Below are 25,664 nucleotides of genomic sequence, written 5' to 3'. Positions count from 1 at the left end.
TTTGAAATGATATAAATCTAGTATTTCAAATCAGCAGGTTCTATAAAATCGATTTCTGGATTGTAAATCTCTTGAATGTATGTTTTTAATTCCTCAATAAATTCTTCTAATTTTTCTTCGGTGATATTGGTGTCAGGATTTCTATAATTTGATGAAAAATTGATACTCAAAAAACCTGAATTAAGGTTCTTAAAAGAATAAATTCCGGCTTTTAAATTCTTAGAAAAATCGAACTTTTTACTTTTTGTGAATAGATAACCATACAATAAAACCTGAATGGCTTTGTATTGTTCTTTAGCTCTTAATTCTTCAAAATCTAATACTTTTAATTCAGAAGATTTTACCATTCCAGATTTGTAGTCAATAATTCTTAATTCTCCATTTAACTCATCAACTCTATCTACATTTCCGTGCAATTTTATGGGGAAATCAATTCCGTCGATTTCAATTTCTGCAGATAAATTTTCTTCTGTTGCAATAATTTTTAGTTGATTATTTTCATCCTTTAAAATTCTCTTTTCTAATGCTAAAAAATTAACAACAAAACGATTGGCAACTTCAAAAATTAAACGGTTTTTACCTGTAGAAATATCTCCATTTTTAAAATGGATTTTAAAATGTTTTACCACCAAATCTTTGGCAGATTTTTCCATTACTACAACATCATCAAACTTTAAAAATTTACCCATAAATGGCTTGTACAACTCATCTAAAGTTTCGTGAACTACAGTACCCAAAGTGTTGTAAGCAACTGTTTCTTCTACATCATCAAATTCTTTAATTCTTAAAATTTTCTGTTTGTAAAACGAAACAGGATTGTGCAAATAATTGGTTAATGATGATGGAGAAAAGCCTTGTTTTGCTAGCTCTTTTAACCGATCAAAAACCAAATCATTTTTTTCAATTTCTTTTAATTCAGTTTTTTGAGAAACAATTTTGGGCGATACTAATTTCTGCACAATATCTGTTTTCATCATTTCTAGTTGTGTTACAAATCGGCTTTTTTCTCCACTTCCAAAAACGTCATGTTCTGTGTTATATAAAATAAATACGTTTTTTGCTCTTTGTAATAATCTAAAAAAATGATACGAAAAAATAGCATCTTTTTCTCTATAAGTTGGTAAACCAAATTCAACTTTTACATCAAAAGGAATAAAAGAATTTTGCTGACTACTTGCTGGTAAAACACCTTCGTTTGCAGAAGCTAAAATAATGTTTTCAAAATCTAAAACACGTGTTTCTAACATCCCCATTAATTGTAAACCTTTTAAAGGTTCACCTTGAAAAGACAAACTTTCTGAAGAAATTAATTGTCTAAAAAACTGCGATAAAGTTTTTAAATCTGTAAAATATTCAAACTCATTTTGCAATGTTTTTAATTGTGTAAAAGCGGTATAAAAACGAAATAAATATTCTTTTTCTAGTGTATTAACTTCTTCTTTTAAAAGGTTAATTAAGTCTAAAATATAATCTATAAAAATAACAACAGAACTAAAAGGTTTAAAGAAGTTTAAGATTACTGTTTTAACTGCTACTTTTTCTTCTTTTAAAAATACTTGAATAAGACCTTCTGATATAAATGTCTGATTTTCTTTAGCAATTTGAGTTGTAAAAACATCAATATTATCTAATAATCCATAAATATTTTGGTGCTTTAAAAAGCGAATTACATCTTTATAATAAAACTCATTAACAATATTTTTCTGCAATTTTTCTTGAGAAATATACAATTGAAAAACAGCAAATAACAAACTTGTTGTAGGCACATCTTTTAAAGGATAACCCATTGTTATATTAATTGCATTAATGTTTTTAGGCAAAGAATTTAAAGTTATTGGCAACAAAGTTTCGTCTGCTAAAACCAAAGCTGTATTTTTAAAATTGGTAGATTTTTCTAATATTTCACCAATATATTTTATTTGTGTTGTATTTTTTGCTGCACCAATTACCTCAATATTTTTAGGTTGGGTAAACGAATTTGTTAAAGATTTAAGTTGATTTTTTTCGTAATACTTCCATTCGCTTTTATACCTTCTAATAAATTTACCTGCTTGATGATTGGAGTTGTAAAAGGCCTCATCAATATCCCAATAAATTTCGGAATTGCCTCTTTCTAAAGTTTTCTGAAACAATAATTCTTCTGCATTGTTTAACGCATTAAAGCCAATAAAAAAGAACTTTTTATTACTATTTTCATCTAAAAAACCATCTATTTTTTTAGAAGCTTCTTTATACATTAAACCCTGATAACCAATATTTTTATTCAATAAAAATTGATAAAAAGAATCGTAATAATTATTTAGCTTTTCTAAGAACGAATTATGGTCTTTAATTAATTCTGTCTCTTTAAAAGTACCTTTTACAGACCATTTTCTTAAACGTTCTATATCTCTTAAATAGATAAAAATGTCTTTAGTGTTTACCAAATGTTGATCAATTTCATTAAAATCTTGCAACACTGTTATTGCCCAAGAAGAAAAAACATCAAAAGAATCCGGATTTTTTTCTACGCTTTTATAAATTCCGTAAAAATAAAACAAAAGCTGTATGCTTTCTGCTTTTTGCACGCCAGAAATTCGCTGAATAAATTGCTCTATATTTAGCATTTCTGGCAAAAAACCAATACTAATCTTATCTTTAAACTCTTGCTTTACAAAAACCTTTGCTCTTTGAGAAGGCAGTATAAAAACCACATTTTCAAATGATTTTGTGGTTTGTAAAATATCATCTAAAGTTTCTGAAATAAAAGATTGCATCGTTAATTTTTGGTTTTCTAAATTACAAAAACTTACATTTATACCTCTTTAATCTTTAATTTTATTTTGATGAAAAACGAATTGCGAGTTGTTGGTATTCAAGCAGATTTGGTTTGGGAAAATCCAACTAAAAATCTTGCCTTTTTTGATGAAAAAATTAGAAGTCTACCTAAAGAAACAGATCTAGTGGTTTTACCAGAAATGTTTACCACTGGTTTTACGATGGAACCCAAAAATGTAGCTGAAAAAATGAATGGGAAAACTATTTCTTGGATGCTAAAAATTGCTAAAGAAAATGATTTAGCTATTACTGGAAGCTTAGTAATTGAAGATGACTTAAAGTATTATAATCGTTTAGTTTTTGTAAAACCTTCTGGTAAAATAGAAACTTATGATAAAAGACACTCTTTTTCTTTGGCTGGTGAAGATAAAGAATACACTTCTGGAAATAAAAAATTAATTGTAACATATAAAGGATGGAAAATCTGTCCTTTGATTTGTTATGATTTACGTTTTCCTGTTTGGACTAGAAACACAGAAAATTACGATGTTTTAATTTATGTGGCAAATTGGCCAATAAAAAGAATTAAAGCTTGGAATACACTTTTAAAAGCACGTGCCATAGAAAATATAAGCTATACAATTGGTGTAAATAGAACTGGTACTGATGCCAATAATTATGCCTATTCTGGAAATTCTGTAATTATTGATTGTTTGGGTGATGAAATTTCTAATCTCCCTAAAAATGAAATCGGAATAATTGAAGCGACTTTAATAAAAAGCAATCAGCAAAAAATTAGAGAACAATTGGGATTTTTGAATGATAAAGATGATTTTAATATTCTTCTTTAAAATGATAGAATAACTTAAATAGTTTATAAAAAAAGACCCTTCTGGTTTTGAAAACCTGAAGGGTCTTTAAATTTTTGTTTTTGAGTTCTAATACAAACTAAAAAATAAATATTTTTTCTGAAACTAACTAAAATCAGCAAACAAGCTTAGCCCTGATTGCAACGACATCCTTTTTTGCTTTTCGCAAAAAAGATATAGTGGAAAGCAGGAAATAGCTTCTAAAACTAACTTGGTTGTAACATCCACTTAAACTGAAAGTCTGTGTCTGGGACTTTAATTCTTTCTGTAATTCTGTACATTCTGTCTGGAAGCTTCATTAAATAATCGCGTGCTTTTTCTGCTTCTGGAGTTAGATTTGTTATTTTATCAATCTCCCACATTGTGTTCAATTTCTTTAAAATATCTACATAATCGAAACCTGTATAAACGCCAATTCTTTGTGCAACTGTAGAGAAATCGTCGAACAAACTTCCTTTTTCTCCAAAAGATTCTCTTAAATGCATTGCTGGCATTACAATTTTGTGTTTCATCATATGTTGAAAAGCCAACATCATTTCACTGGCATCTATTTGAAAAATTTCTTTTACAAAATGTGCATAAGCTTGGTGATGACGCATTTCATCTCCTGCAATAATTTTAGACATTTTTGCCAATGCTTTATGTCCTTTTTTACGTGCAATTTTAGCTACATTGTTATGAGAAACATAAGTAGCCAACTCTTGAAAAGTAGTATAAACAAAGTTTTTATATGGATCTGTAGATGTACCAATATCAAAACCATCTGCAATTAAATGCTGTGTAGAAATTTCTACTTCGCGCATATTTACGCGTCCAGATAAATACAAATATTTGTTTAAAACATCTCCATGTCTGTTTTCTTCGGCTGTCCAAGTTCTTACCCATTTTGCCCAACTGTTATCTGGATCTTGAGTAACACCATCTAAATCTAACAACCAAGATTCGTAAGTTGGTAATGCTTCTTCAGTAATAGTATCTCCTACTAAAACCACCCAAAAATCGTCATGTAATTCTTTAGATATTTCTCTAATCTCTTCTACTTCTGTTATAAAAGAATTGCTTTGAGAATTAGGTAAAAAATCGGTTGGCTGCCAAATTTTTTCAGCAGGTATTAAATAGGTTTCCATGAAGCTCTGCATCTTTTGTTCTAAAGTTAGCATAACTTCTTTTCTTACATTTTTTATAGACATAATTTTATTTTATATGAGCTGTAATAACTGACTCTGTTTTTACTAACAATTCTTTAAATGGCATTGCATCTATCTTTATAGGTTCATGCACAGTTATTGTAATAGGACTGCCTAAACCTAATGGAAACTTACCATATTTAAAAACTTTCCAAGAATTATTGATGGTTAAAGGTACAACATATCCTTCTTTATTATACTTTGTAAGTATATTTAAGCCATTTGGTGCAAATTTTTTAGGTTTACCTGTTTTACTTCTTGTACCTTCTGGAAAAATTGTTGCAGACCAATTATTTTTATTGATGTTTTTTGCAAAATTAATCAATTCTGTTATGGCTTGTTTTGGATCTTTTCTATCAATTAATGCTGCACCACCATTTCTTAGATTAAATGAGATACTTGGTATGCCTTTACTGAGTTCCTTTTTTGACACAAATTTTGGAATATGTTTTCTAAAATACCAAATTATTGGTGAAATATCAAACATACTTTGATGATTAGATACAAAAATGATGGTTTTACCCTCTGGAATTTTATAATTATTATTAACTTTTACTGGTACACCTAATATTAGTAAGCTCTTTACTAAAAACCAATTCATAATATTTACTACACTTTGGTGACCATTAGACCCACCTAATTTTAAACCTAACCATTGTATAGGATGAAAAATTAACAATAGTAAAAAGAATACTAAAGTAAATATTGATGATAAAAAATAACTTAAAATTTTCATTAATTATATCCAGTTACTCCAAGGAATTCTTGAAAGAATTATTAATAATGCTAAACCATAAAATATTGCAAATGTTTTAAATTTAGCAGAATCTTCTGTTTTTTTCTTGTGTTTAGACCAACCTATGGTAATTAATACAATTGCAATAATCATCATTATAGGATGTTCTACTGCTAATAATCTTGCTGTTTTATCTGCCATAACTTCACCTGCATCGCTTTTTAACGCTTTGTACCAAGGAGACATAAAATACCAACCTAAACCTATTAATAATTGAATATGAGAAACAATTAAACTAAATAAACCAATTCGTAAATCTTTATCTGTAAATTGTTTTTTTTGTACTAAACCAATTATTGCGTTTACAACAGCAAAAATTAAAATAAGTAACACTAAATAAGCCCAATAAGAGTGAACATTTTTCATCATAATACGTATCGTTTAATGCTGTAAAGTTACAATTTTATGTATAAAAAAACCACCTCTGTTGAGGTGGTTTTAAAATATTTATAATTTAAAGAATTAGTCGTTTCTTACGTAAACACCACCTTCTAAAATATAATTGATTACTATGTTATGAGAAGAACCATCATATACATAAACAGTAATTGCAAATTTTTGACCTTCTTCCATACCTGGATAATTGCTAACTATAACTGTATTTAATGCAGCATCTATTTGCTCTTCTGTCCAATTAAAAGTACTAATATTACCATAAGCTTCAAGGTTTTGAACTGAAGTTTCATAACCTGCTACAGTTTTATAAGTACTTATAATTAATGCATAATCATCTGCATCTAATTCGTGTTTAATTGTATTATCTGGTACCCATGAAGAACCATCATGTGCCAATTGTAAAGATGCAGTAATTGTAGATTCGAAACTAGACCAAACTCCTGATTCTTTTGTATATAAATCTCCACGAACTTGTGCTCCACTTGAACTTGAAACATAATCATAAACTACATCTAAAGTTGTACCTTCTTGTGCATAAGGAAATTTTAGATTTAAGAATGCTGGTAAATAGTCATCTGCAGAAGTAGAACTTCCAAAAGACGTAATTCCCATAGATGTAAAATCTGCTTCTGTAACAGCATAATAATCATTAGTTGGTAAAACCCAATCTGTACCATCAAATGTATATATTACATTAGATTCAACTTTACCTCCTACTACTTCATCAGCTAAAACATCATTAGTCATAAGTGCAGACCAAGTATTTGCAATACGTATTCCATCAAAAACACCAGTTGGTCCTCCACCACCTTGACGAATAGAAACACCAGAAACAATTGCTCCAGATGTACCAGAACTTGAAGCCTCTGGAGTAACTGGTTGAGTTGTTTCTACTGATGGTAAAATATATAAGTTAGCTTCACCATTTTCAATATTATAAGATGATACTAAAAGATATGTTGTATTTAATGCGTAAGGCGTAGTTCCGTAAGTTAAAGTACTTGAACTTGCTCCAATACCAAACAAGATATTTCCAGAACCATCATCTTTAGCACCAACTCTTGCTACATATCCTACTGCGAAATCGCTATCTCTTAAATGAAAAGTATAAGTTCCGTCATTTACTTCACTTAAATTAACTAAAGTACTTGCGTAAACAATTCCTGAAGATATTTCTGTGAAATATCTTGTTACATCTTCAGAACCAGAACTATCAACTGTTAAAGATCCTGCTATATCTGAAGAAGGATAATCTGTCATTGATAAACTAGTTGTATCAAATCCAATAGGGCCATTTCCAGCACCTGAATGCGCTTCCCAATCACCACTACTTACAGTTGTTAAATCACCTGCTGTTGTTCCATAATCAAAATTTTCATCAAAAGAAATTGTAGGAGTAACTGTGTAAGTTGAACCAGTGAATTGGAAATATGAAGCTGCTACATAATCTCCTTCATTTGGAGAACTAAAATTATCGCTAATAATATCTGCTAGATAATCTGATGGAGTTGAAGTAGATTCAAAACCTAATAAATCACTTCCACTAAAAGTATAATCATCTTGATCTAAATTATAATTATCTAAATCAAAAGCGTTACCAATATATAATTGATATTCGATTAATGCAGAAGAACCTTTTCCCCAAACTGGGTATTTATCTGCTAAGAACGCTGGTAAAGCTGCTTTAGCATCATCTTCTGAACTAAAACTACCATAAGATAATTCTAATTCTTCGTAATCATCATCGGTTAATGTATAAACTACGTCTCCTACTACAGCATTAGATTCTGCATCTACTTCTGTATAGATATCTTCTAATGGATCACAAGAAGTGAAAACCATTGAAAAAACTGTTAATAATAAAAGTATTTTTTTCATTTTGTATATTATTTGTTATCTAAAATTTAACTTTTAATCCTAAACTAAATGTTCTTCCTGCACCATAATAAACTTGAGCAGTATCATAGCTTGAATTAGAACCGTTATTAGCATCTGAAATATATTCTACATTAAATATGTTATTTACATTACCAGATACTGTAGATTCTAAACCTGCAATTTCGAAACCATGTCTAATACCAAAATCAAATAAGTGATAGTTAGGTAATTTCCATGTATCAACACCTGCATCTTCTTCATCTGTTCTTGAAGTAACATTCATAGTAGCATAGTTATCACCTGCATAGTTATAGTCTAATGAAATATTTGTTCTTTCTAATAAATCATACTGAACACCAAATGCAAAAGTAGTTTGTGCAGCATCAGATACTTTTAAATCTTTAGCATATACTGTTGATGTTGCTATAATTTCACCTGTTGTCTCATTAAAAGTACTTGCAGACGCGTTATCTTTCCATCTCCAGTTACCTAAAGAAGCCATACCTGTAATAGATAATTTTTCTATTGGTTTAAACAAGAAGTCTATTTCTAAACCTTGGTGTAATGCATCTAATCCTGTAACGTTAGAAGTAATAAACTCACCATCTGCTCCTGGTAAAGAGAATGTCATAAATCTATCTATCCAAGCTGTGTGATATAAGTTAACATTTGCAGAAAATACTTGAGTTTTAAAACCATAACCTAACTCTACACTAAATACTTTTTCGTTTAAAGCACCTTCGTATAAATCTACATCATAATCACTGTTAAATACGTTGTCTGCAATAGGTGCTCTTGAGAAGTAACCAATATTTGCAAATACGTTTTGTGTATCTGAGTAGTTGTAATTTGCCCCTCCTTTAATACTGTATCCATAAAAATTAGCAGTTTCTGACTCTCTTGTTTCATCACCAAAAGACATTCTGTCTACTTTGCTGTATATTGAGTTTGACACAGAAGAAGAAACGAATAAAGATAAATCGTCTTTACTATATTCTAACTGACCAAATACACCATATCTACCAACTTTACCATCGTAATCTTTATTAAAACGATCTCCTACTTTTAAAGCTTGACCTCCTGTTCTTTCATCTAAATCTGAGTTATAGTAGTATTCACCACCTAAAAGATCTGTAACTTCATACCAGTGAGAACCTATATAATATCTTGCATCAAGACCACCAGATAAAGTTAATGTTTCTGATAAATCAGTCTTTAAAGTAGATAAAACACCATACCATTCGTGAGAGTTTTTAGAAGCTGCAAATATATCTGTAGCTCCATTTGCTCCATTTGCAATATTTTCATCAACTATTTGATCAAAATCAATTGGCTGATCAATATCTCCTAATCTGTAAGAATCATTTGCAAACTTAGTACCTTGAGTTCTTCTTCCTCCTCCTGATCCAAAAGAAGCATATACAGAAGTAGTTAAAAATGTAGCATCAGAAATAATCCAATCATGATTTAAAGAAATCTGTGGTTTATGATAAAAATTAAAAGAAGAGTTTTCTACTTTACCATTTCTAAAACCCCAATCTGGGTTAAATCTCTGACCACCTTGTTCTGTTGCTCTATATTGTTCTATAGTTCTTCTATTAAACCTTTGACCATGTTCTTGTATTGTACCAATTGCATTGAAAGATAATTTATGACTATCGTTAACTTGGTTAGAAACATTTAAAAAGTAGTTAAAACCTTCAAATTGTAATCCGTTTACATATCCTTCTCCAGAAATTTTTGAAGCAGAAGCAGTAACAGCAAATCCATTATCCATTAAACCTGTAGATAATGTCATACCATATTTTTGATAACCATCATTACCAGTACTCATCATTATAGAACCACCTTTAGTAGCATCTGTAGATTTAGATATAATGTTAATTGTACCTCCAATAGATGGTACAGCAACTTTAGATGCTCCTAAACCTCTTTGTACTTGCATTGCAGAAGTTACATCTGATAAACCAGCCCAGTTAGACCAATAAACAGCTCCGTTTTCCATATCATTAACTGGAATACCGTTAATCATTACAGCAATATTCTGAGTTCTAAATCCACGTAAATTAATTTCTCCATCTCCATAACCACCACCAGATTTAGTAGCATATACACCAGGAGTTGATTTTAAAATCTCTGGAAATTCTTGAAGACCTAATTTAGCTTCAATATCTGCAGATTTTACAGTAGAAACTGCAACAGGAGTTTTTCTACCAATTGCAAAAGATGTAGCTGTTAAAACTATTTCATCTAAAATAGCATCTTCTGCTAATTTAATAGTACCTAGCTCTGTTTTTGCTGAAGTAAACGATACTTCTTTTGTTTTGTAACCAATAAAAGAGATTACAAGAGTACCTGCATTAGATTTAGCGTTTAATGTAAAATTACCATCAAAATCTGTTGACACTCCATTTGTTGTTCCTTTTTCAAGAACACTTGCTCCAGGTAAAGGTTGGTTTGTTTCATCAACAATTACTCCTGTAATTTTAGTTTGTCCTAGAATTGTAGCAGACACTAAAAGTAAAGCTACGAATAATAAGTTTTTAAAATTTCTCATTGTTTAATTTGTTTATTAAATGTTTTGCAAAATTGAATTTTTCTTTGCATTCTAATGTTAATTTAAGATTAACATTTAACACAAATTTAAGGTATTATCTTAGTAAAAAAAAGCGATTAAGACACTAATAAACAGTGTTTTAATCGCTTTTTTAATTATTGATAATTGTTAGTTTTTTATGTTAAAAAATTAACAAAATCTTAAAAAGTATACCCTCTTTTTATTTACCTAAAAGTTTTTTAGCTAATTCCTTACCTAATTCAACTCCAAACTGGTCATAACTATAGATATTCCATAAAATTCCTTGTGCGTAAATCTTATGTTCATATAAGGCAACTAACTTCCCTAAAGACTTAGGTGTAAGTTTATCGAAAAGTATTGCATTACTTGGTCTGTTACCTTCAAAAACTTTAAAAGGAAGTAGTTTGTTAATTTTATCTTCATCACCAGAAAACTGCAATTCTAAATGCACCTCTTCTTTTGTTTTACCAAAAGCCAAAGCTTCCATTTGCCCATAGTAATTTGCCATTAATTTTTTATGATGATCAGACAAACCATATAATGATTCTTTATAACCAATAAAATCTGCAGGAATTAACTTTGTACCTTGGTGCACCAATTGCATAAATGCATGTTGCATATTTGTACCTGTACTACCCCAAACAATTGTACCTGTTTGATAATCTATTTTATCGCCATTTCTATCTACACCTTTACCATTACTTTCCATAACTGCCTGCTGTAAATAATCTGGTAGTTTCTTTAAGTATTGAGAATATGGTAAAACTGCTTCTGTTTCTGCCATATAAAAGTTGTTATACCAAATGCTAATTAATGCTAAAATTACAGGAACATTATTCTCAAATTCTTCATTTCTAAAATGAATATCCATTTCTTCTGCACCATCTAATAAAGCTCTGTAATTATCAAAACCAACAGATAAACTAATTGATAAACCTACTGCAGACCATAAAGAAAAACGACCACCAACCCAATTCCACATTGGGAAAACATTATTTTTATCAATACCAAAACTATCTACTGCTTCTAAATTTGTAGAAACTGCTACAAAGTGTTTAGGAATATCAAAAATAGTAGCAGATTTTAAAAACCAATTCTTAATAGTTTCTGCATTTGATATTGTTTCTTGTGTTGTAAATGTTTTTGACACAATTACAAAAAGTGTAGTTTCTGGATTTAAGTTTTTTATAATTTCTGATACATGATCTCCATCTACATTAGATACAAAGTGTGTATTTAATTGATTCTTGTAGAACTTTAAAGATTCAACAATCATATCTGGGCCTAAATCAGAACCACCAATACCAATATTTACAACATCTGTAATAGATTTACCTGTATATCCTTTCCATTTTCCAGAAATTACCTTGTTAGAAAAACTTTTAATTTTTCTTAAAGCAGTTTGTATTTGAGGTTTAATATTTTTACCATCAACCAAAACTGGTTCATCAGAAGTGCTTCTTAAAGCAGTATGCATAACTGCTCTACCCTCTGTAACATTGATTTCTTCTCCATTAAACTGACATTCGATTGCTTCTTTTAAACCAACTTCTTTAGCCAATTCTACTAATAAATCAATAGTTTCTTTTGTAATTCTATTTTTAGAAAAATCTACTAATAAATCATCAAATTCTAAAGAAAAATCTGACACTCTATTTTCATCTTTATACAAATCTTTTATGGTGATGTTTTTAATATCATTAAAATGATTTGTAAGTTTTTGCCACGAAGCTGTCTTTGTTGGGTTGTTGTTTGGTAAAGCCATTTTTTTAATTTTGTGCTATTATTTCTTTAACTACTTCTGGTTCTTGTACAGGAACCCTTTTATAATCTAATTGATATTTTAACATTTTTATGTAATCAAAAAAGGCTGGTTTCACCTCTTTTTTCATTGGTTCTGCTGCTGGTAATTTTTCTCTTAAAGGATCTACTTGTTTACCATATTTCCAGAAACGATAGCAAACATGTGGACCTCCAGTATTACCTGTCATACCTACATAACCAATAACATCACCTTGTTTTACATATTGCCCTTTTTTTACTGCTTGATTTCTCATGTGTAAATACTGAGTAGAATAGGTGCTGTTGTGTTTAATTTTTACAAATTTCCCATTACCACCTCTTCTTGTAGATTCTACAACAGTACCACTTGCTGTAGCTATAATTGGTGTACCTATTTTTGCAGCAAAATCTGTACCTCTGTGTGGTTTTATTTTATTACCATAATATGCAATTCTTCTTCTTAAGTTGTATCTTGAAGATATTCTGTATTGGAACTTTATAGGAGATTTTAAAAACTGACTTCTTAACATCTTTGCATTTTCATCATAATATTCGTGAATGTTTAATGTAGAATCTGCTAAGAATCGAAAAGCGTATAAATCTCTTCCATTGTGATTAAAAACCGCTGATTTTACTTTACCATAGCCAGCAAAAGTAGAATCGTCTATAAATTTTTCTTCATAAACTATTTTAAACTTATCGCCTTTTTGTAATCTTAAAAAATCTAAGGTCCAAGCGTAAATATCTGCAACTTTATAAGTTAAATTTGGTTTTAACCCTAAACTATCCATAGAATACGTAAAATTAGCACTGATTACACCATTTGCTACTTTTTCTACTATTTTAATTGGTTTTTGATATTGTTTTGCAGTAATTAACGAATCTTTAAAATCTAAAATTGTAGCGTTTATTTTATCATGTTTATAAATAAAAACTTGTGCTTTTTCTGTAGAATCTTTACTTGCTAAAATTGTGTAAGGTTTACCTGCTCTAACTCTTCTTACATCAAAAGTATCTTTTACAACAGCTGCAATTTGGTTAATTTTAGGATACACTACATGATGCCTGTCTAAAATTATCCCAAAACTTTCTCCACTTTTAATTGTATCATGAATAACCTTATAATCATCTACATTATAACCAAATTTAATAACAGGTTTTGGTTCTTCTTTTACAATTACAACTGGTTTTACTTCTTCTTTTTTACAAGATAAAAATGATATAATAAGGGCGAAAAGGATGAATACTTTTTTCAAGAAAAATATGCTGTTTTAGATAAGAATCAAAAGTACAAATAAAAATGATTCCTTTTTAATCTAAAAGAATAACTTCCGAAAACGATTTTTATTACTTTAGTAAAAAAATTACTAAAAATGAAATCAAAAAAAATATATCTTACTTTCCTTTGTTTTTTATGTTATAACTTTATTTTTTCTCAAAGTATTAGTTACAAAAGAAACGATGACAAATCCATTACATTTAATTATTCTTCTGATGTTCCTGGAAGTGTTTTAATAATTTTAACTTTTACGAGCTTAGAAAATGCTTCTGCAAGTGTAATAAAGAAAACTTTAAAAGGTTATGGTGGTCAAATTTACACGCTAAACCCCTTAAATAGTGATGAAAGCATTAATTTTTCTTATAGATCTAAAATATTTTATGGTGATGTAAAATCTGAACCAGAAGAAACTTTTAAGTATATTTTACCTTTTAAAAAAGGCGAAAAAGTTAAAGTACGTAATCTTAATTTTTTAGGGAAAAAATTCGGAAATTCAGCACCTAAAAACTGGAAATCATGGCAATTCCTAACAAAACTTAATGATACTGTTTTAGCTATAAGAAAAGGTGTAGTTCTTAGTGTTTCTGATGAAGAAAAATCAGATAATACAAAAAAATATGGCTATAAGTCTAAATCCAATTCTATTAAAATAGAACACAAAGATGGAACTATAGCTACTTATAGTGTTTTAAAAGAAAATAGTATTATGGTAAATGTGGGAGATATCGTTTATCCTTCTGCACCTATTGCACTAGCAGGTTCTTATGATTCTGATGAAAACAGCCAGGTTAGATTATCAATTTATTATTTAGATAAAAAAATCTTGAATTATGACTTTAACAAAAGAAAAGACGAAAATTTAAAAAATAGAACACATTTATATTCCTATATAAATCCTTATTTCTACACATTAGATGGTAACAGCACAAAACTTGAAGCTAATACATTTTATACAGGGTCTTTTGACAATACAGTAATTGAATTAGAAATGACAAAAAGAGAAAAAAGAAAATGGAAAAAGAATGGTTTGCTTATTAAAAAGAGGTAGATTTTCTAATTCTATTTGCCAAAATCATTGGCTAAACCTTTATATTGTTCTAATTCTGCTCTTAAAGATCCCACAGCTAAATCTGCCTTCATTTTAATGGGTATTTTATTAAAATCATCAGTAATCCAAATCGTTACACTTTCTTGAGCTTTAAAAACCCTACCTGATTGCACTAAAGGCCTAAAAATTAATGTTTTCACTTTACCAAACTTAGTTTTTAAAACCTCGCGACCTAAAAAACGTAACTTAAAAGGATAAATTTGAGAATCCATAAACATATCCAATTTAATTTCATCTCCATTTTTTAATTTTGATACGTCTTTATTTCTTAAATAATAAAACGAAGACAGCATATCTTGTACTTTAGAAAATGCAACTGTAGTATCTTTTTGCAAGGTAAAATCTTGAATATAAGCAGTATTATAATCGTAATTAAAAGCAGTTATTCTGTGTTTTTTATAACCACCTTCATCAATTTTTCTTTTAAATAAATAGGGTTTAACAGAATCTTTATCAAAAAAAGATTCGTACTTATCATCTACTTCAAAAAACCATTTAATCATTCCAGAAGTCCAACCTGTACCTTTGGTATGAAATACTTTTTTACCATTAAATTCTTTTTCTTCTACTTCTAAAATTGCTGACCCCGCTCTTAGAAAACCACTGTAGCTCATTTTATAACGCAACCATTCTCCACTTTTAAAGGCAACAGGTTTTTCTTGACAAAAAGTTATTGTGGTAAAAAATAAAACGAATAATAAAAGAATATACTTTTTCATATAAATCAAACATATAAAAAAGTAATGACAATTACCGTTCCAAAATTAAAAAAAGTGGTTCACTAACAATTTGTAAACACCTTTTTAACTATTTATTTAGATTACTGATACACAAAAAACTGGAAATAATTTTCACATATTATAAAGTCCATCAATCTAAAATTTTCAAATAAAAATATTGTTTTTCGATTTAAAATGTTCCCCAATTTTCTAATTCTTCTTTACTCCATAAATACGGATAAAAAATTCTTCTTTGATATTTTGGATGCATATATTTACGCCAATTGCTGCCTCCAGTAGCTTTTAATTCAGAATCGCTACCACCAATATATTTACTTGCTGCATTATAATGAGCCATAACCCATTTTACATTTACAGTATAATCGTAATGACGCATTGCTTTTACTAAAGCTTCATTTTGTTGATCTTCTATAGGCAATTGTTTAAATTTTAATGAAAGGTTTATATCATTATAATCTTCCATAAAATCAATGAATTCTCCTTTATATTTCTTCTCAAAAAGGTTTAATAAAGTTGATTTTTGACCTGTAGTATAATTTTTACCTGCTGCTTGCCAATACAAATGATTATAAGCATTTCTAAATGAAGAATGCCTATTGATGGTTTCTCTGTAATTCGCATCAATTAAATTAATAAGCTCTGTTGATGCAAATTCAATTTTACGATATTGAGCTGATTGAAAACCACTTGCAGGCGTTAATGTATTTCTAAATTTAAGATATTGCTCTCTTTCCATACCTTCTGTCATTACATTAAAAGAGTTACAAAGCATATCAAAATAACGACTGACTCTATTTAAATGCATTGAGAATTTTTCTGTAGATATTTCAATTGGTTTCGCAACTTGCTCAATTTCCCACAAAATCATTTTAAACAACAATTCATTTACTTGATGATACATAATAAACACCATTTCATCTGGCTGATTTGTTCTTGGAGTTTGTAAGCCCAACAATGCATCTGTCTGAATATAATCCCAATAAGTTATTGGTGTACTATGAAGTAAACCCTCTAACATAGCATCTACAGGAACACCTAATTTTTCGTATTTTTCTTCTATTGCTTTTAAAATTTCGTCTCTTTTCATTTTAATAAAATCTAAGTAAAAACAAAGAAACAAGATTTTTTTCAAAACCTTGTTTCTTTAATTTAATTTCTAAAATTCATTAACTTCTATTTTAAAAAGTAACAGAACTATTCTTTAATAATTTTAATAGTTTTTGTAGTATTTTCTATTAATATTTTCATCAAATAAATTCCTTTTGATAAATTTGAAATATCAACAACATCTTCTTTGAGTTCACTTTTATTAATAGTTGTAACCTTTTTACCTAAAAGATTATAAATTGTAACTTTAGTTGGTTTTTCATCAGATTTTATATTGATAAAACCTTTTGTAGGATTTGGAAAAATACTAACATTTTTCAACTCATTAGTTTCTATTGATAGTGCAGGATTACTCTCTGTAGTAAAGCTCCAAGTTTCAGAACCTACTGCCTCACCTCCAACATTTTTAGCAACAATTTTCCAATAATAAGTGGTTGAATATGCCATACCTGTAATACCAACACTTAAATTACCTGTTGATCCTAATAAAGATAATGCATCTGAAGCGTCTCCTAAATACACATCATATGAAGTAGCAGCATCTCCTGTTGTTGCAGCCAACCAACTAAAATCTACCCTATTATCTGGATCAGTATCATCATCTGAACCATCTGTAGCATCTATTGAAATATCTACTGCTTTATTAGCTGGCATTGGTGTAATTACCGGATTTGGAGCAGTAGCATTTGGCACTAAATCTACAGTATCTAAAACCCATGCATCTCCATTATTATTAGTCATAACAAAAGCAACATAAACATCAGAACCAATATATTCAGATAAATCTACGCTGAAATTTTGAAATACACTTGCAGTTATTATATCACTTTCTAAAATAGTTGTTTTTGTGGTAAAATCTGAAATAGTTGTCTGACTTTCTTTAGTTGATACTCTTACTGATATATTAGAACCATATTCTCCTTCATTTAAATCAGTTAATAGAAATGTTAAAACTGAATTACTTGAACTAACATTAAATTTGGGTGTAACCAACCAGTTTTCTGCTGTACCTCCATTAGTATCCTCATCCCAAAGCACAAGCATATATTCGTAAGTACTATACTCCCAAGTTCTTGTAGCACCTAAGCCATTATCTCCAAGAAAAACTGCCCAAGATGTAGGTAACTCTTTATCAAAAGTTTCTGGAAATTGAGCAAATCCTGAAAATGCTAACAACACTAAAATCAAAAATGTAATTTTTTTCATATTTTTTCGTTTTTTATTAAAATATATTCAATGAATTACGAAAAATAGTAAAAAAAATTTAATGATTCAGCTAATTTAACGAAAAAACTACAAAGTTCCTCTTTTTGCTTGTTCTCTTTCTATAGATTCAAACAAAGCTTTAAAGTTTCCTGCTCCAAAACCTTTGGCTCCCATTCTTTGAATAATTTCAAAAAACAATGTAGGCCTGTCTTCTATTGGCTTTGTGAAAATTTGTAATAAATAACCTTCTTCATCTGCATCTATCATAATACCCAAACTTTTTAATTTTTCAATATCTTCTCTTAATTCATGGCTAAACTCCTCTAATCTTCCTGGAACAGCTTTGTAATATTCTTCTGGTGGAGTTGACAAAAATTCGATTCCATTAGAACGTAATTGAGTTACTGTTTTTATAATATTATCTGTTGCTACTGCAATATGCTGTACACCTGCACCTTCGTAAAAATCTAAATATTCTTCTATTTGAGAACGTTTTTTTCCTTCTGCTGGTTCGTTTATTGGGAATTTGATACGTCCATTTCCATTAGACATTACTTTGCTCATTAATGCAGAATATTCTGTATGAATTTGTTTGTCATCAAATGATAAAAAGTTTTCAAAACCCATAACATCTTCATACCATTTTACCCAAACATCCATTTGATTCCAACCAACATTACCAACCATATGATCTATGTATTTTAAACCAGCAATTGGCGGATTATAATCTGATTCCCATTTTTGAAAACCTGGTAAAAATGCGCCATTGTAGTTTTTACGCTCTACAAACATGTGCACAGTTTCTCCATAGGTGTAAATTCCAGCTCTTACTACTTCTCCATTCTCATCTTTTTCTACTGTGGGTTCCATGTACGATTTTGCGCCTCTAGATGTGGTTTCTTTATACGCTTGTCTTGCATCTTCTACCCAAAGCGCCACTACTTTTACTCCATCTCCATGTTTTACAATATGATCATTTATTGGTGATTTACTGTTTAGTGGAGTGGTTAACATCAACTTTATTTTGTCTTGCGTTAATACATAACTCACAGAATCTGTTGATCCTGTTTCTAATCCACGATAAGCATGTGACTGAAAACCAAATGCAGTTTTATAAAAATGTGCTGCTTGTTTTGCATTACCAACGTAAAATTCCACATAATCTGTACCTAACAATGGAAGAAAATCTTGTGCACCTTCAAATATTTTTTCTAAACCGTAGTTTACTGGTTTTATTTTTTTTGACATTTTTTATGTTTTAGCAGACATTTCAGGTTTTAAAAACTTAAAAGGTCTTATGTTTTTGGATAAGCTATTTGTTTACTTAATCTGTTTATCTACAAATAAGTTTAGCCCTGATTGAAGCATTTGTTTGAGCTCTTTTTTGTTTTTCACAAAAAAAGCGAGTGCGAAAAGCAGGAAATAGCTTCTAATAATTCTTTTACTCCAACCAACTCTTATAATAATCTTCATCAGCAATTTTCATAGCTTCTTCTGTAACCATTAAAGGTTTAAAAGTGTCTACCATAACTGCTAATTCTTCGGTTTTTGTTTTACCTATACTTTTTTCTGTGGTTCCTGGATGTGGACCATGAGGAATACCTGCAGGATGCAAGGAAATATGACCTTGATCAATATCGTTTCTGCTCATAAAATCGCCATCTACATAATATAAAACCTCATCTGAATCTATATTGCTGTGATTGTAAGGTGCAGGAATTGAATTTGGATGATAATCATATAAACGAGGTACAAAACTGCAAATTACAAAGGCATTAGTTTCAAAAGTTTGATGCACAGGAGGTGGTTGATGAATACGACCTGTAATTGGCTCAAAATCGTGAATGGAAAATGCATAAGGAAAATTATAGCCATCATAACCAACTACATCAAAAGGATGAGAAGCATAAACCATTTCTATAATTTCGCCTTGTTTTTTAACTTTGATTAAAAATTCGCCTAACTCATTATAAGTTTCTAATTCGTGTGGCCTTCTTAAATCTCGTTCGCAAAAAGGGGCATGTTCTAATAATTGACCAAACCAGTTTCTGTAACGTTTTGGTGTATAAACTGGACTGTAAGATTCTACTATAAAAAGACGGTTATTGTCATCATCGAAATCTAATTTGTAGATAATTCCACGTGGAATTACTAAATAATCTCCGTATTTAAAATCGAGGTTTCCAAGATGTGTTCTTAGTTTTCCTGATCCTTTATGGATAAAAATAACCTCATCTGCATCTGTATTTTTATAAAAATATTCTGTTGTTGATTTTTTTGGTGCAGACAAAATAATATTACAATCAGAGTTTGTTAAAACTACTTTTCTACTTTCTAAATAATCGTTTTCTGACGGAACTTGAAATCCGCGAAAGCGATACGATTGAATGTTATTTGCTTTGGCTATTTTTGGTTTTACAGAATATTGTTTTCTGATTTCTTTGACCATTGTTGGTCTGTGCTCATGATATGAGTTGGTAGACATACCATCAAAACCAATGGTACCAAACAATTGTTCGTAATATAAACTTCCGTCTTTTTTACGAAATTGGGTGTGTCTTTTTGGTGGAATTTCCCCTAATTTATGATAAAAAGGCATATTTTTATTATTTATATTTCTTGCTTTTACCTATTAACGATAATAAACTATAGCAGAAATTTTGTTAATAATTATTCTTTTCTAATTTAAGATTACTGCATACGCAGGATTTACAAAAAGAAGCCTTATTCTGGATTGCGTTTTATTAAGAATTTTAAAAAAGTTAGTAAGTCTATATACATTTCAATCGATTTCGCAATAAACCAAAGATACAAAAATCGATTCATATTTTTTTTAATAAAAACACTCTAAAATAAAAAAACCAAAACAAGTATTTGTTTTGGCTTTTTTATTTTGTTTTAGACTTATGTTACTCTGTAGGCAATCTTTCGTCTATCATTTTTAATGGCATACCTTCCATTAAATCGAATACATCTAGAATACTTCTAACAGTATCTTCTTCTTCTATTTGCTCATTTACAAACCATTGTAAAAACACTTCTGATGCAAAATCGTCTGCATTTCTAGCTGCTTTAAAACATTTGTAAATAGATTGTGTTACTGCTATTTCTTGATCTAAAGATTTTTCGTAAATTTCTCTTAAACTTTCAAAATCGTTATTAACTTCTGGTATAGAAGGTGATATTGCTGCACCACCAGTTTCGTTTATAAAGTTAAAAATTTTCATTCCATGAGCTCTTTCCTCTTCAGCTTGCTTGTAAAAAAAAGCTTTACTATTTAGTAACTCTCTTTGATCACACCAAGAAGCCATTGCTAAATAAGAGGCAGAAGCGTGCATTTCTAGTGCTATTTGACCATTTAAAACATCCATTACATCAGGATTAATAGTCATTTGTCTTCTTATTGCTGTTTTCATAAATTGTGTATTTCTAATCAAAGATACAACAAATACAAAGCTGCATTACAGCAACAACTAAATTTAAAAGTAATCTAAATAAAAGGGAACTTAAATTAGTAACTATTAAAACAAAGAGAAATTTCTTGTTGTAGGTCTAATAATTTAGGTATTTCTAAAAAAACCAAGTGTTTTCTATCAGCAATAAATAACAACACAAAATTTTCGTTTTGAATAATTTGCTCTAGGTTTTCTGGAGAAGTAATTTTATTAATTTTATTACGTAATTGTAATAATTGAGGAAAAGTGAGTTGCATACTTTTATCATCTATCATTAACTGATAATTACAAAAAGTTATTTGCTGTAACTTTATATTAAATTGTATGTCTGTAAAAATACTCACGCAACAAAAATAAGTATTTATTTAGAATAAATAAAAATAAAATTACAAAAAATATCCTGTCCCTAATAATTTATAAACTGGTGTAAAGATAACAACTGCAATTATTAAGCATATCATTAAGCTTATACCCGTTGATGTTCTCTTTTCTGAAACTAAATAATTTGCTTTGTTTAGCCTAGTTTGAAATAAAACATCTTTTGATTGATAAATTGGATTTTGAAGATCAGATTTTATTCTATTACTTTCTGGAATTCTATTGTAGTAAAGGCCTAAAATTATAATTAAGATAAAAGACCCAAGGCCAAACATAAGTAAGTCGTAAGCGTCTGGGAATTGTTTATACCCCAAACAATTTATAACTATTAAAATATTCTTTAAAATCATAATTGTAAACTTTTAACCAAAATACAACAATCTTTGAATTAAATAATTGAAAATAACAACAAAAAACACAATTTCTGGTACTGTTTTAGAGTTTTTTAAAATAAAAAAAAGGTTAAAAAATTGAAAAACAATTAATTAACCCTTTATTATTGTACTCAAGGTGGGAATCGAACCCACACTCTCGAAAGAACTGGATTTTGAATCCAGCGCGTCTACCAATTCCGCCACTTGAGCAAAGCTTGAAAATGAGTTTGCAAATCTACTAAATATTTTTAGTTTTTAAATAGAAAAATTAATTTCAAACTCAACAAATAATATCTACTTTTGTATACTTACAACAACACAACAAAAAATCTTATTTCATGGTAAATAGTCAACTTGCACCAAAGCTATTTGGTTGTAGACAAAGTACAGTTTTAGCAGAAAAAATTGCAAAGGAATATAACACAGATTTAGGAAATGTAATCATTACACACTTTAGTGATGGAGAATTTCAACCCGCTTTTGAAGAATCAGTTCGTGGAAGACGTATTTTTATTATTGGTTCTACTTTTCCGAATGCAGACAACTTAATGGAAATGTTACTAATGTTAGATGCTGCAAAAAGAGCATCAGCAAGACATATTACTGCTGTTATGCCTTATTTTGGATGGGCAAGACAAGACAGAAAAGACAAACCAAGAGTTGCAATTGGTGCTAAATTAGTTGCAAAACTTTTAGAATCTGCAGGGGCAACAAGAATTATGACAATGGATTTACACGCAGATCAAATTCAGGGTTTCTTCGAAAAACCAGTAGATCATTTATTTGCATCTTCTATATTTCTACCTTACATAGAAAGCTTACAGTTAGACAACTTAACAATTGCTTCTCCAGATATGGGTGGTTCTAAAAGAGCTTACGCATATTCTAAGCACTTATTGTCTGAGGTAGTAATCTGTTACAAACAACGTAAAAAAGCAAATGTAATTGGTCATATGGAGTTAATTGGTGATGTAGAGGGTAAAAATGTTATTTTAATTGATGACATGATTGATACAGGAGGAACACTAGCTCATGCAGCCAATTTAATGAAAGAAAAAGGAGCTTTAAGCGTACGTGCTATTTGTACTCACCCAATTTTATCTGGTGGTGCTTATGAAAAAATAGAAAACTCTGCTTTAACAGAGTTAATTGTTTCTGACACAATACCGTTAAAAAAGGCTACATCTAAAATAAAAGTAGTATCTTGCGCCCCATTATTTGCGAATGTTATGCACAAAGTGCAAGATAACACTTCAATTAGTGGACAATTTTTAATGTAAATTTTTAATAAAAAGTAATGAAATCAATTACAATTAAAGGATCAAAAAGAGAAAGCGTGGGTAAAGTAGCTACTAAAGCCTTACGTAATGCTGGTATGGTTCCTTGCGTTATATACGGAGGAGAAACACCAATACACTTTTCAGCAGAAGAAAAAGCGTTTAAAAACTTGGTTTATACTCCAAATGTATACACTGCAAGTATTAATGTTGATGGACAAAAAATTAGCGCAATTTTACAAGACATTCAGTTTCACCCAGTAACTGATAAAATTTTACACATCGATTTCTATCAATTATTTGATGATAAAGAAATTACAATGAACATTCCTGTAAAATTAACAGGTACTTCTCCTGGTGTATTAAATGGTGGTGCTTTACGTTTTACAAACCGTAAATTAAAAGTAAAAGCTTTACCAGTAAACTTACCAGACTTTGTAACAGCAGATATTTCTAAATTAAAAATTGGAAATAAATTATTTGTAACGTCTTTAGCTAATGATGATTATACATTCATGCACCCAGACAACACAGTTATTGTACAAGTAAGAACTTCTCGTAACGCAACTGTTGGTGAAGAGGAAGAAGAAGAAACTGAAGCAGCTGCAGAATAAATTTCTGTAAATAGAATATAATTTAAAGCGTTACAGAAATGTAACGCTTTTTTCTTGTCTTTAACTTATTTCAAGAACTTATACTATTTTTGTAAAATGTATTTTAAAAACTTCTTTTTTAAATTATTAAACTTTAAAAAAGAAACTAAAGAAGAATTAATGAAAAAGTTTTTAATTGTTGGTTTAGGAAATATTGGCGACAAATACACTAACACTCGTCATAATATTGGTTTTAAAATTGTTGATGAAGTTGCTGAAGAACATAATGTTACTTTCGAAACCGAAAAATTAGGCGATGTTGCTACATTTCGTTTTAAAGGCAGAACTTTTATACTACTAAAGCCTAGTACTTACATGAATTTAAGTGGTAAAGCACTTAAATATTGGATGCAAAAAGAAAAAATTGAAATCGATAATATATTAGTTGTTACTGATGATTTAAATATCGATTTTGGTACTATTAGAATTAAAGCAAAAGGTAGTGATGGTGGCCATAATGGCCTTAAAGACATCCAAGAGAAATTAGGTACAAATAAGTACCCTAGATTTCGTTTTGGTGTAGGTGCTAATTACTCTAAAGGAAGACAAGTAGATTTTGTACTTGGTGAATGGGATAAAGAAGAAACAAGCCAATTAATAGAGCGTTTACCAACATCAGCCAAAGTAATTACTTCTTTTGGTACTGCTGGTTTAGCAAATACAATGAATACTTTTAACGGAAAATAATTGTCTAAAATCAACTAAAAATCAGAAAAACTATACAGATAACTTTTCTGATTTTTTATGTTATTTGTTACTCGTTTCTAGTAAAACCTATATTTAGCGTTTTATAAATAGTATTAGAACCTTCAGCAGTTTCGCTATCTTGTGTAATACTTATTATATTCTCGGTAAAGGTTTCAATATTAAATGTACCTTCTAAAAAATCTCCAGTAGTTGGAATAAAATTAATGGTGTTATTTAAAGTATTTATTTGATATGTACCTTCTGAATCTATAGTTAACAGCTCTTCGTCTGTTGTGGTTGCTCCTCCATTTGGTGTGGTAGTTTTTATCTCTCTGAACAACCCACTAACTTCATAAGTTCCGCTTGCTGTAATATCAAAAGAAATTTGAAAGTTTGCACCAACAATTGTTGATGTAGCTAAATCTACAACAGCTCCAGAAGAGGAAGTTGCAGTTTCGCTTTCGTTACCAGTTAAACTACTTACTTCGTAAGTCCCTGCAATATTTGCATTCGATAATAAATATTGTGGTTCATTATCAGTATCACTACAACTTAAAATTGTTGCAGATAAAAAAAGTAATAAAATATATTTTAGATTTTTCATAAGAATAAATTTTTGTCAAATATAACGTGTAAATCCTAACACTATTGTGTTATAATGTTACTAATATGCTAAAACTAGTTTTCGCTAGCAAACCATTCTGCAAAACTAGTATCTGTTTCTTGCAGTTTTATAGAATGTAATTTTATGTTTTCTGGCAATCGTTTCTTAATTTTCTTTGCAAAATCAATCACCATCATTTCACTAGTTGGCTGATAATCTACTAAAATAACATGATGCCCCCTCTTTTGCAATTCATGTGCTAATTCTACATGAGGTGTGTTTTTATTAAAAACAGTTGCATGATCAAAAAGATCTACAATTTCTTCATTCACAATCTTTTTTAAATCTCCAAAATCGATAACCATACCAAATTTTACATTTGTATTATCATCTATTGGAGTACCAGTAACAGTAACAGAAAGTTTATAAGAATGGCCATGCACATTTTTACACTTTCCATCATAACCATATAATGCGTGCCCTGTTTCAAAATTAAACTGTTTTGTAATTCTAATTGTACTCATTAACGTCTGCTTCTAAATTTGTTGTAAAA

At 29.5% G+C, this 25,664-nt stretch carries 23 protein-coding genes and 1 tRNA gene; 5 read left to right on the top strand and 19 right to left on the bottom strand.

Translation table 11 applies throughout. From position 1 onward, the window contains the following. Positions 1-17 precede the first annotated feature (17 nt). Positions 18-2,756, bottom strand: a complete 2,739-nt coding sequence (locus tag ACJJVK_RS06225) for a PD-(D/E)XK nuclease family protein (RefSeq protein WP_405564239.1) — start codon at positions 2,754-2,756, stop codon at positions 18-20. Between the two features lie 69 nt (positions 2,757-2,825). On the opposite strand from ACJJVK_RS06225, the gene ACJJVK_RS06220 reads away from it, so the two are divergent. Next, positions 2,826-3,608, top strand: coding sequence for an amidohydrolase (locus ACJJVK_RS06220; RefSeq protein ID WP_405564236.1), 783 nt, complete (start codon positions 2,826-2,828; stop codon positions 3,606-3,608). 224 nt (positions 3,609-3,832) lie between these two features. On the opposite strand, the gene ACJJVK_RS06215 is transcribed toward ACJJVK_RS06220, so the two are convergent. The 7 genes from ACJJVK_RS06215 to ACJJVK_RS06185 form a co-directional block, all read right to left on the bottom strand. Further along, positions 3,833-4,816, bottom strand: coding sequence for an acyl-ACP desaturase (locus tag ACJJVK_RS06215; RefSeq protein ID WP_215994670.1), 984 nt, complete (start codon positions 4,814-4,816; stop codon positions 3,833-3,835). A 4-nt stretch (positions 4,817-4,820) separates the two neighbouring features. Next, complete coding sequence (locus ACJJVK_RS06210; RefSeq protein ID WP_405564234.1) at positions 4,821-5,549, bottom strand: lysophospholipid acyltransferase family protein; 729 nt, start codon at positions 5,547-5,549, stop codon at positions 4,821-4,823. A gap of 3 nt (positions 5,550-5,552) precedes the next feature. Continuing rightward, positions 5,553-5,975, bottom strand: a complete 423-nt coding sequence (locus ACJJVK_RS06205) for a hypothetical protein (protein WP_405568320.1) — start codon at positions 5,973-5,975, stop codon at positions 5,553-5,555. A gap of 96 nt (positions 5,976-6,071) precedes the next feature. Next, a complete protein-coding gene (locus ACJJVK_RS06200) occupies positions 6,072-7,883 on the bottom strand; it encodes a hypothetical protein (protein ID WP_405564232.1) in 1,812 nt (603 codons plus the stop codon). 19 nt (positions 7,884-7,902) lie between these two features. Continuing rightward, positions 7,903-10,440, bottom strand: coding sequence for a TonB-dependent receptor (locus ACJJVK_RS06195; protein WP_405564230.1), 2,538 nt, complete (start codon positions 10,438-10,440; stop codon positions 7,903-7,905). 220 nt (positions 10,441-10,660) lie between these two features. Further along, entirely contained in the window at positions 10,661-12,226 is a 1,566-nt protein-coding gene (pgi, locus tag ACJJVK_RS06190; RefSeq protein WP_405564228.1) for a glucose-6-phosphate isomerase, read from the bottom strand. A 4-nt stretch (positions 12,227-12,230) separates the two neighbouring features. Continuing rightward, complete coding sequence (locus ACJJVK_RS06185) at positions 12,231-13,499, bottom strand: peptidoglycan DD-metalloendopeptidase family protein (protein ID WP_405564226.1); 1,269 nt, start codon at positions 13,497-13,499, stop codon at positions 12,231-12,233. A gap of 117 nt (positions 13,500-13,616) precedes the next feature. Here ACJJVK_RS06185 and ACJJVK_RS06180 point away from each other — a divergent pair, with 117 nt between their 5' ends. After that, positions 13,617-14,570, top strand: coding sequence for a peptidoglycan DD-metalloendopeptidase family protein (locus ACJJVK_RS06180; protein ID WP_405564223.1), 954 nt, complete (start codon positions 13,617-13,619; stop codon positions 14,568-14,570). 11 nt (positions 14,571-14,581) lie between these two features. On the opposite strand, the gene ACJJVK_RS06175 is transcribed toward ACJJVK_RS06180, so the two are convergent. The 9 genes from ACJJVK_RS06175 to ACJJVK_RS06135 all read right to left on the bottom strand — a co-directional run bounded on the left by ACJJVK_RS06175 (position 14,582) and on the right by ACJJVK_RS06135 (position 22,100). After that, on the bottom strand, positions 14,582-15,349 hold the full coding sequence (locus ACJJVK_RS06175) for a DUF3108 domain-containing protein (protein ID WP_405564221.1): 768 nt from the start codon (positions 15,347-15,349) through the stop codon (positions 14,582-14,584). A 190-nt stretch (positions 15,350-15,539) separates the two neighbouring features. Then, positions 15,540-16,457: a tryptophan 2,3-dioxygenase family protein gene (locus ACJJVK_RS06170; protein ID WP_215994662.1), complete on the bottom strand. Its 918-nt coding sequence runs from the start codon at positions 16,455-16,457 to the stop codon at positions 15,540-15,542. Positions 16,458-16,564: 107 nt separating this feature from the next. Beyond that, positions 16,565-17,683: a choice-of-anchor J domain-containing protein gene (locus ACJJVK_RS06165; RefSeq protein WP_405564218.1), complete on the bottom strand. Its 1,119-nt coding sequence runs from the start codon at positions 17,681-17,683 to the stop codon at positions 16,565-16,567. 87 nt (positions 17,684-17,770) lie between these two features. Next, positions 17,771-18,931 carry a 4-hydroxyphenylpyruvate dioxygenase gene (hppD, locus tag ACJJVK_RS06160; protein ID WP_405564216.1) on the bottom strand — a complete coding sequence of 387 codons (1,161 nt, stop codon included), beginning with the start codon at positions 18,929-18,931 and terminating at the stop codon, positions 17,771-17,773. Positions 18,932-19,124: 193 nt separating this feature from the next. Next, the gene (locus ACJJVK_RS06155; protein ID WP_405564213.1) at positions 19,125-20,282 is read right to left on the bottom strand and encodes a homogentisate 1,2-dioxygenase; all 1,158 of its coding nucleotides are present in this window, start codon (positions 20,280-20,282) and stop codon (positions 19,125-19,127) included. Between the two features lie 310 nt (positions 20,283-20,592). Continuing rightward, positions 20,593-21,099: a ferritin gene (locus ACJJVK_RS06150; RefSeq protein WP_405564211.1), complete on the bottom strand. Its 507-nt coding sequence runs from the start codon at positions 21,097-21,099 to the stop codon at positions 20,593-20,595. 95 nt (positions 21,100-21,194) lie between these two features. After that, positions 21,195-21,413, bottom strand: coding sequence for a hypothetical protein (locus ACJJVK_RS06145; protein ID WP_405564209.1), 219 nt, complete (start codon positions 21,411-21,413; stop codon positions 21,195-21,197). Between the two features lie 111 nt (positions 21,414-21,524). Further along, positions 21,525-21,866 (bottom strand): hypothetical protein, encoded by a 342-nt coding sequence (locus tag ACJJVK_RS06140; RefSeq protein WP_405564207.1) that lies wholly within the window; start codon positions 21,864-21,866, stop codon positions 21,525-21,527. Positions 21,867-22,018: 152 nt separating this feature from the next. Beyond that, positions 22,019-22,100: transfer RNA gene (locus tag ACJJVK_RS06135), tRNA-Leu, on the bottom strand. Positions 22,101-22,228: 128 nt separating this feature from the next. Here ACJJVK_RS06135 and ACJJVK_RS06130 point away from each other — a divergent pair. The 3 genes from ACJJVK_RS06130 to pth all read left to right on the top strand — a co-directional run bounded on the left by ACJJVK_RS06130 (position 22,229) and on the right by pth (position 24,507). Further along, positions 22,229-23,170, top strand: a complete 942-nt coding sequence (locus ACJJVK_RS06130; protein ID WP_215994655.1) for a ribose-phosphate pyrophosphokinase — start codon at positions 22,229-22,231, stop codon at positions 23,168-23,170. Between the two features lie 17 nt (positions 23,171-23,187). Continuing rightward, entirely contained in the window at positions 23,188-23,781 is a 594-nt protein-coding gene (locus tag ACJJVK_RS06125; RefSeq protein WP_405564204.1) for a 50S ribosomal protein L25/general stress protein Ctc, read from the top strand. 159 nt (positions 23,782-23,940) lie between these two features. Further along, on the top strand, positions 23,941-24,507 hold the full coding sequence (gene pth, locus ACJJVK_RS06120; protein ID WP_405564202.1) for an aminoacyl-tRNA hydrolase: 567 nt from the start codon (positions 23,941-23,943) through the stop codon (positions 24,505-24,507). A gap of 67 nt (positions 24,508-24,574) precedes the next feature. Here pth and ACJJVK_RS06115 read toward each other — a convergent pair whose 3' ends face one another. Together ACJJVK_RS06115 and ACJJVK_RS06110 are read right to left on the bottom strand one after the other, a co-directional pair. After that, positions 24,575-25,111 (bottom strand): hypothetical protein, encoded by a 537-nt coding sequence (locus ACJJVK_RS06115; protein WP_405564199.1) that lies wholly within the window; start codon positions 25,109-25,111, stop codon positions 24,575-24,577. 74 nt (positions 25,112-25,185) lie between these two features. After that, a complete protein-coding gene (locus tag ACJJVK_RS06110; protein WP_215994651.1) occupies positions 25,186-25,635 on the bottom strand; it encodes a 6-carboxytetrahydropterin synthase in 450 nt (149 codons plus the stop codon). Positions 25,636-25,664: the final 29 nt, after the last annotated feature.

This window comes from Polaribacter sp. Asnod6-C07 (genome assembly GCF_045063625.1).
GTDB classification, from domain to species: domain Bacteria; phylum Bacteroidota; class Bacteroidia; order Flavobacteriales; family Flavobacteriaceae; genus Polaribacter; species Polaribacter vadi_A.
Note: the sequence above shows the minus strand (reverse complement) of the source record. Positions and strands in the feature narration are given on the sequence as shown.

Excerpts from the sequence above, each read along its gene's own strand:
- ACJJVK_RS06115 (WP_405564199.1), bottom strand. The coding sequence starts at position 25,111 with ATGAAAAATCTAAAATATATTTTATTACTTTTTTTATCTGCAACAATT.
- ACJJVK_RS06210 (WP_405564234.1), bottom strand. The coding sequence starts at position 5,549 with ATGAAAATTTTAAGTTATTTTTTATCATCAATATTTACTTTAGTATTC.
- ACJJVK_RS06155 (WP_405564213.1), bottom strand. The coding sequence starts at position 20,282 with ATGCCTTTTTATCATAAATTAGGGGAAATTCCACCAAAAAGACACACC.
- ACJJVK_RS06125 (WP_405564204.1), top strand. The coding sequence starts at position 23,188 with ATGAAATCAATTACAATTAAAGGATCAAAAAGAGAAAGCGTGGGTAAA.
- pth (WP_405564202.1), top strand. The coding sequence starts at position 23,941 with ATGAAAAAGTTTTTAATTGTTGGTTTAGGAAATATTGGCGACAAATAC.
- ACJJVK_RS06170 (WP_215994662.1), bottom strand. The coding sequence starts at position 16,457 with ATGAAAAGAGACGAAATTTTAAAAGCAATAGAAGAAAAATACGAAAAA.
- ACJJVK_RS06220 (WP_405564236.1), top strand. The coding sequence starts at position 2,826 with ATGAAAAACGAATTGCGAGTTGTTGGTATTCAAGCAGATTTGGTTTGG.
- ACJJVK_RS06215 (WP_215994670.1), bottom strand. The coding sequence starts at position 4,816 with ATGTCTATAAAAAATGTAAGAAAAGAAGTTATGCTAACTTTAGAACAA.
- ACJJVK_RS06175 (WP_405564221.1), bottom strand. The coding sequence starts at position 15,349 with ATGAAAAAGTATATTCTTTTATTATTCGTTTTATTTTTTACCACAATA.
- ACJJVK_RS06200 (WP_405564232.1), bottom strand. The coding sequence starts at position 7,883 with ATGAAAAAAATACTTTTATTATTAACAGTTTTTTCAATGGTTTTCACT.
- ACJJVK_RS06140 (WP_405564207.1), bottom strand. The coding sequence starts at position 21,866 with ATGATTTTAAAGAATATTTTAATAGTTATAAATTGTTTGGGGTATAAA.
- hppD (WP_405564216.1), bottom strand. The coding sequence starts at position 18,931 with ATGTCAAAAAAAATAAAACCAGTAAACTACGGTTTAGAAAAAATATTT.
- ACJJVK_RS06165 (WP_405564218.1), bottom strand. The coding sequence starts at position 17,683 with ATGAAAAAAATTACATTTTTGATTTTAGTGTTGTTAGCATTTTCAGGA.
- ACJJVK_RS06195 (WP_405564230.1), bottom strand. The coding sequence starts at position 10,440 with ATGAGAAATTTTAAAAACTTATTATTCGTAGCTTTACTTTTAGTGTCT.
- ACJJVK_RS06205 (WP_405568320.1), bottom strand. The coding sequence starts at position 5,975 with ATGAAAAATGTTCACTCTTATTGGGCTTATTTAGTGTTACTTATTTTA.
- ACJJVK_RS06145 (WP_405564209.1), bottom strand. The coding sequence starts at position 21,413 with ATGATAGATGATAAAAGTATGCAACTCACTTTTCCTCAATTATTACAA.
- ACJJVK_RS06130 (WP_215994655.1), top strand. The coding sequence starts at position 22,229 with ATGGTAAATAGTCAACTTGCACCAAAGCTATTTGGTTGTAGACAAAGT.
- ACJJVK_RS06180 (WP_405564223.1), top strand. The coding sequence starts at position 13,617 with ATGAAATCAAAAAAAATATATCTTACTTTCCTTTGTTTTTTATGTTAT.
- ACJJVK_RS06150 (WP_405564211.1), bottom strand. The coding sequence starts at position 21,099 with ATGAAAACAGCAATAAGAAGACAAATGACTATTAATCCTGATGTAATG.
- ACJJVK_RS06110 (WP_215994651.1), bottom strand. The coding sequence starts at position 25,635 with ATGAGTACAATTAGAATTACAAAACAGTTTAATTTTGAAACAGGGCAC.
- pgi (WP_405564228.1), bottom strand. The coding sequence starts at position 12,226 with ATGGCTTTACCAAACAACAACCCAACAAAGACAGCTTCGTGGCAAAAA.
- ACJJVK_RS06225 (WP_405564239.1), bottom strand. The coding sequence starts at position 2,756 with ATGCAATCTTTTATTTCAGAAACTTTAGATGATATTTTACAAACCACA.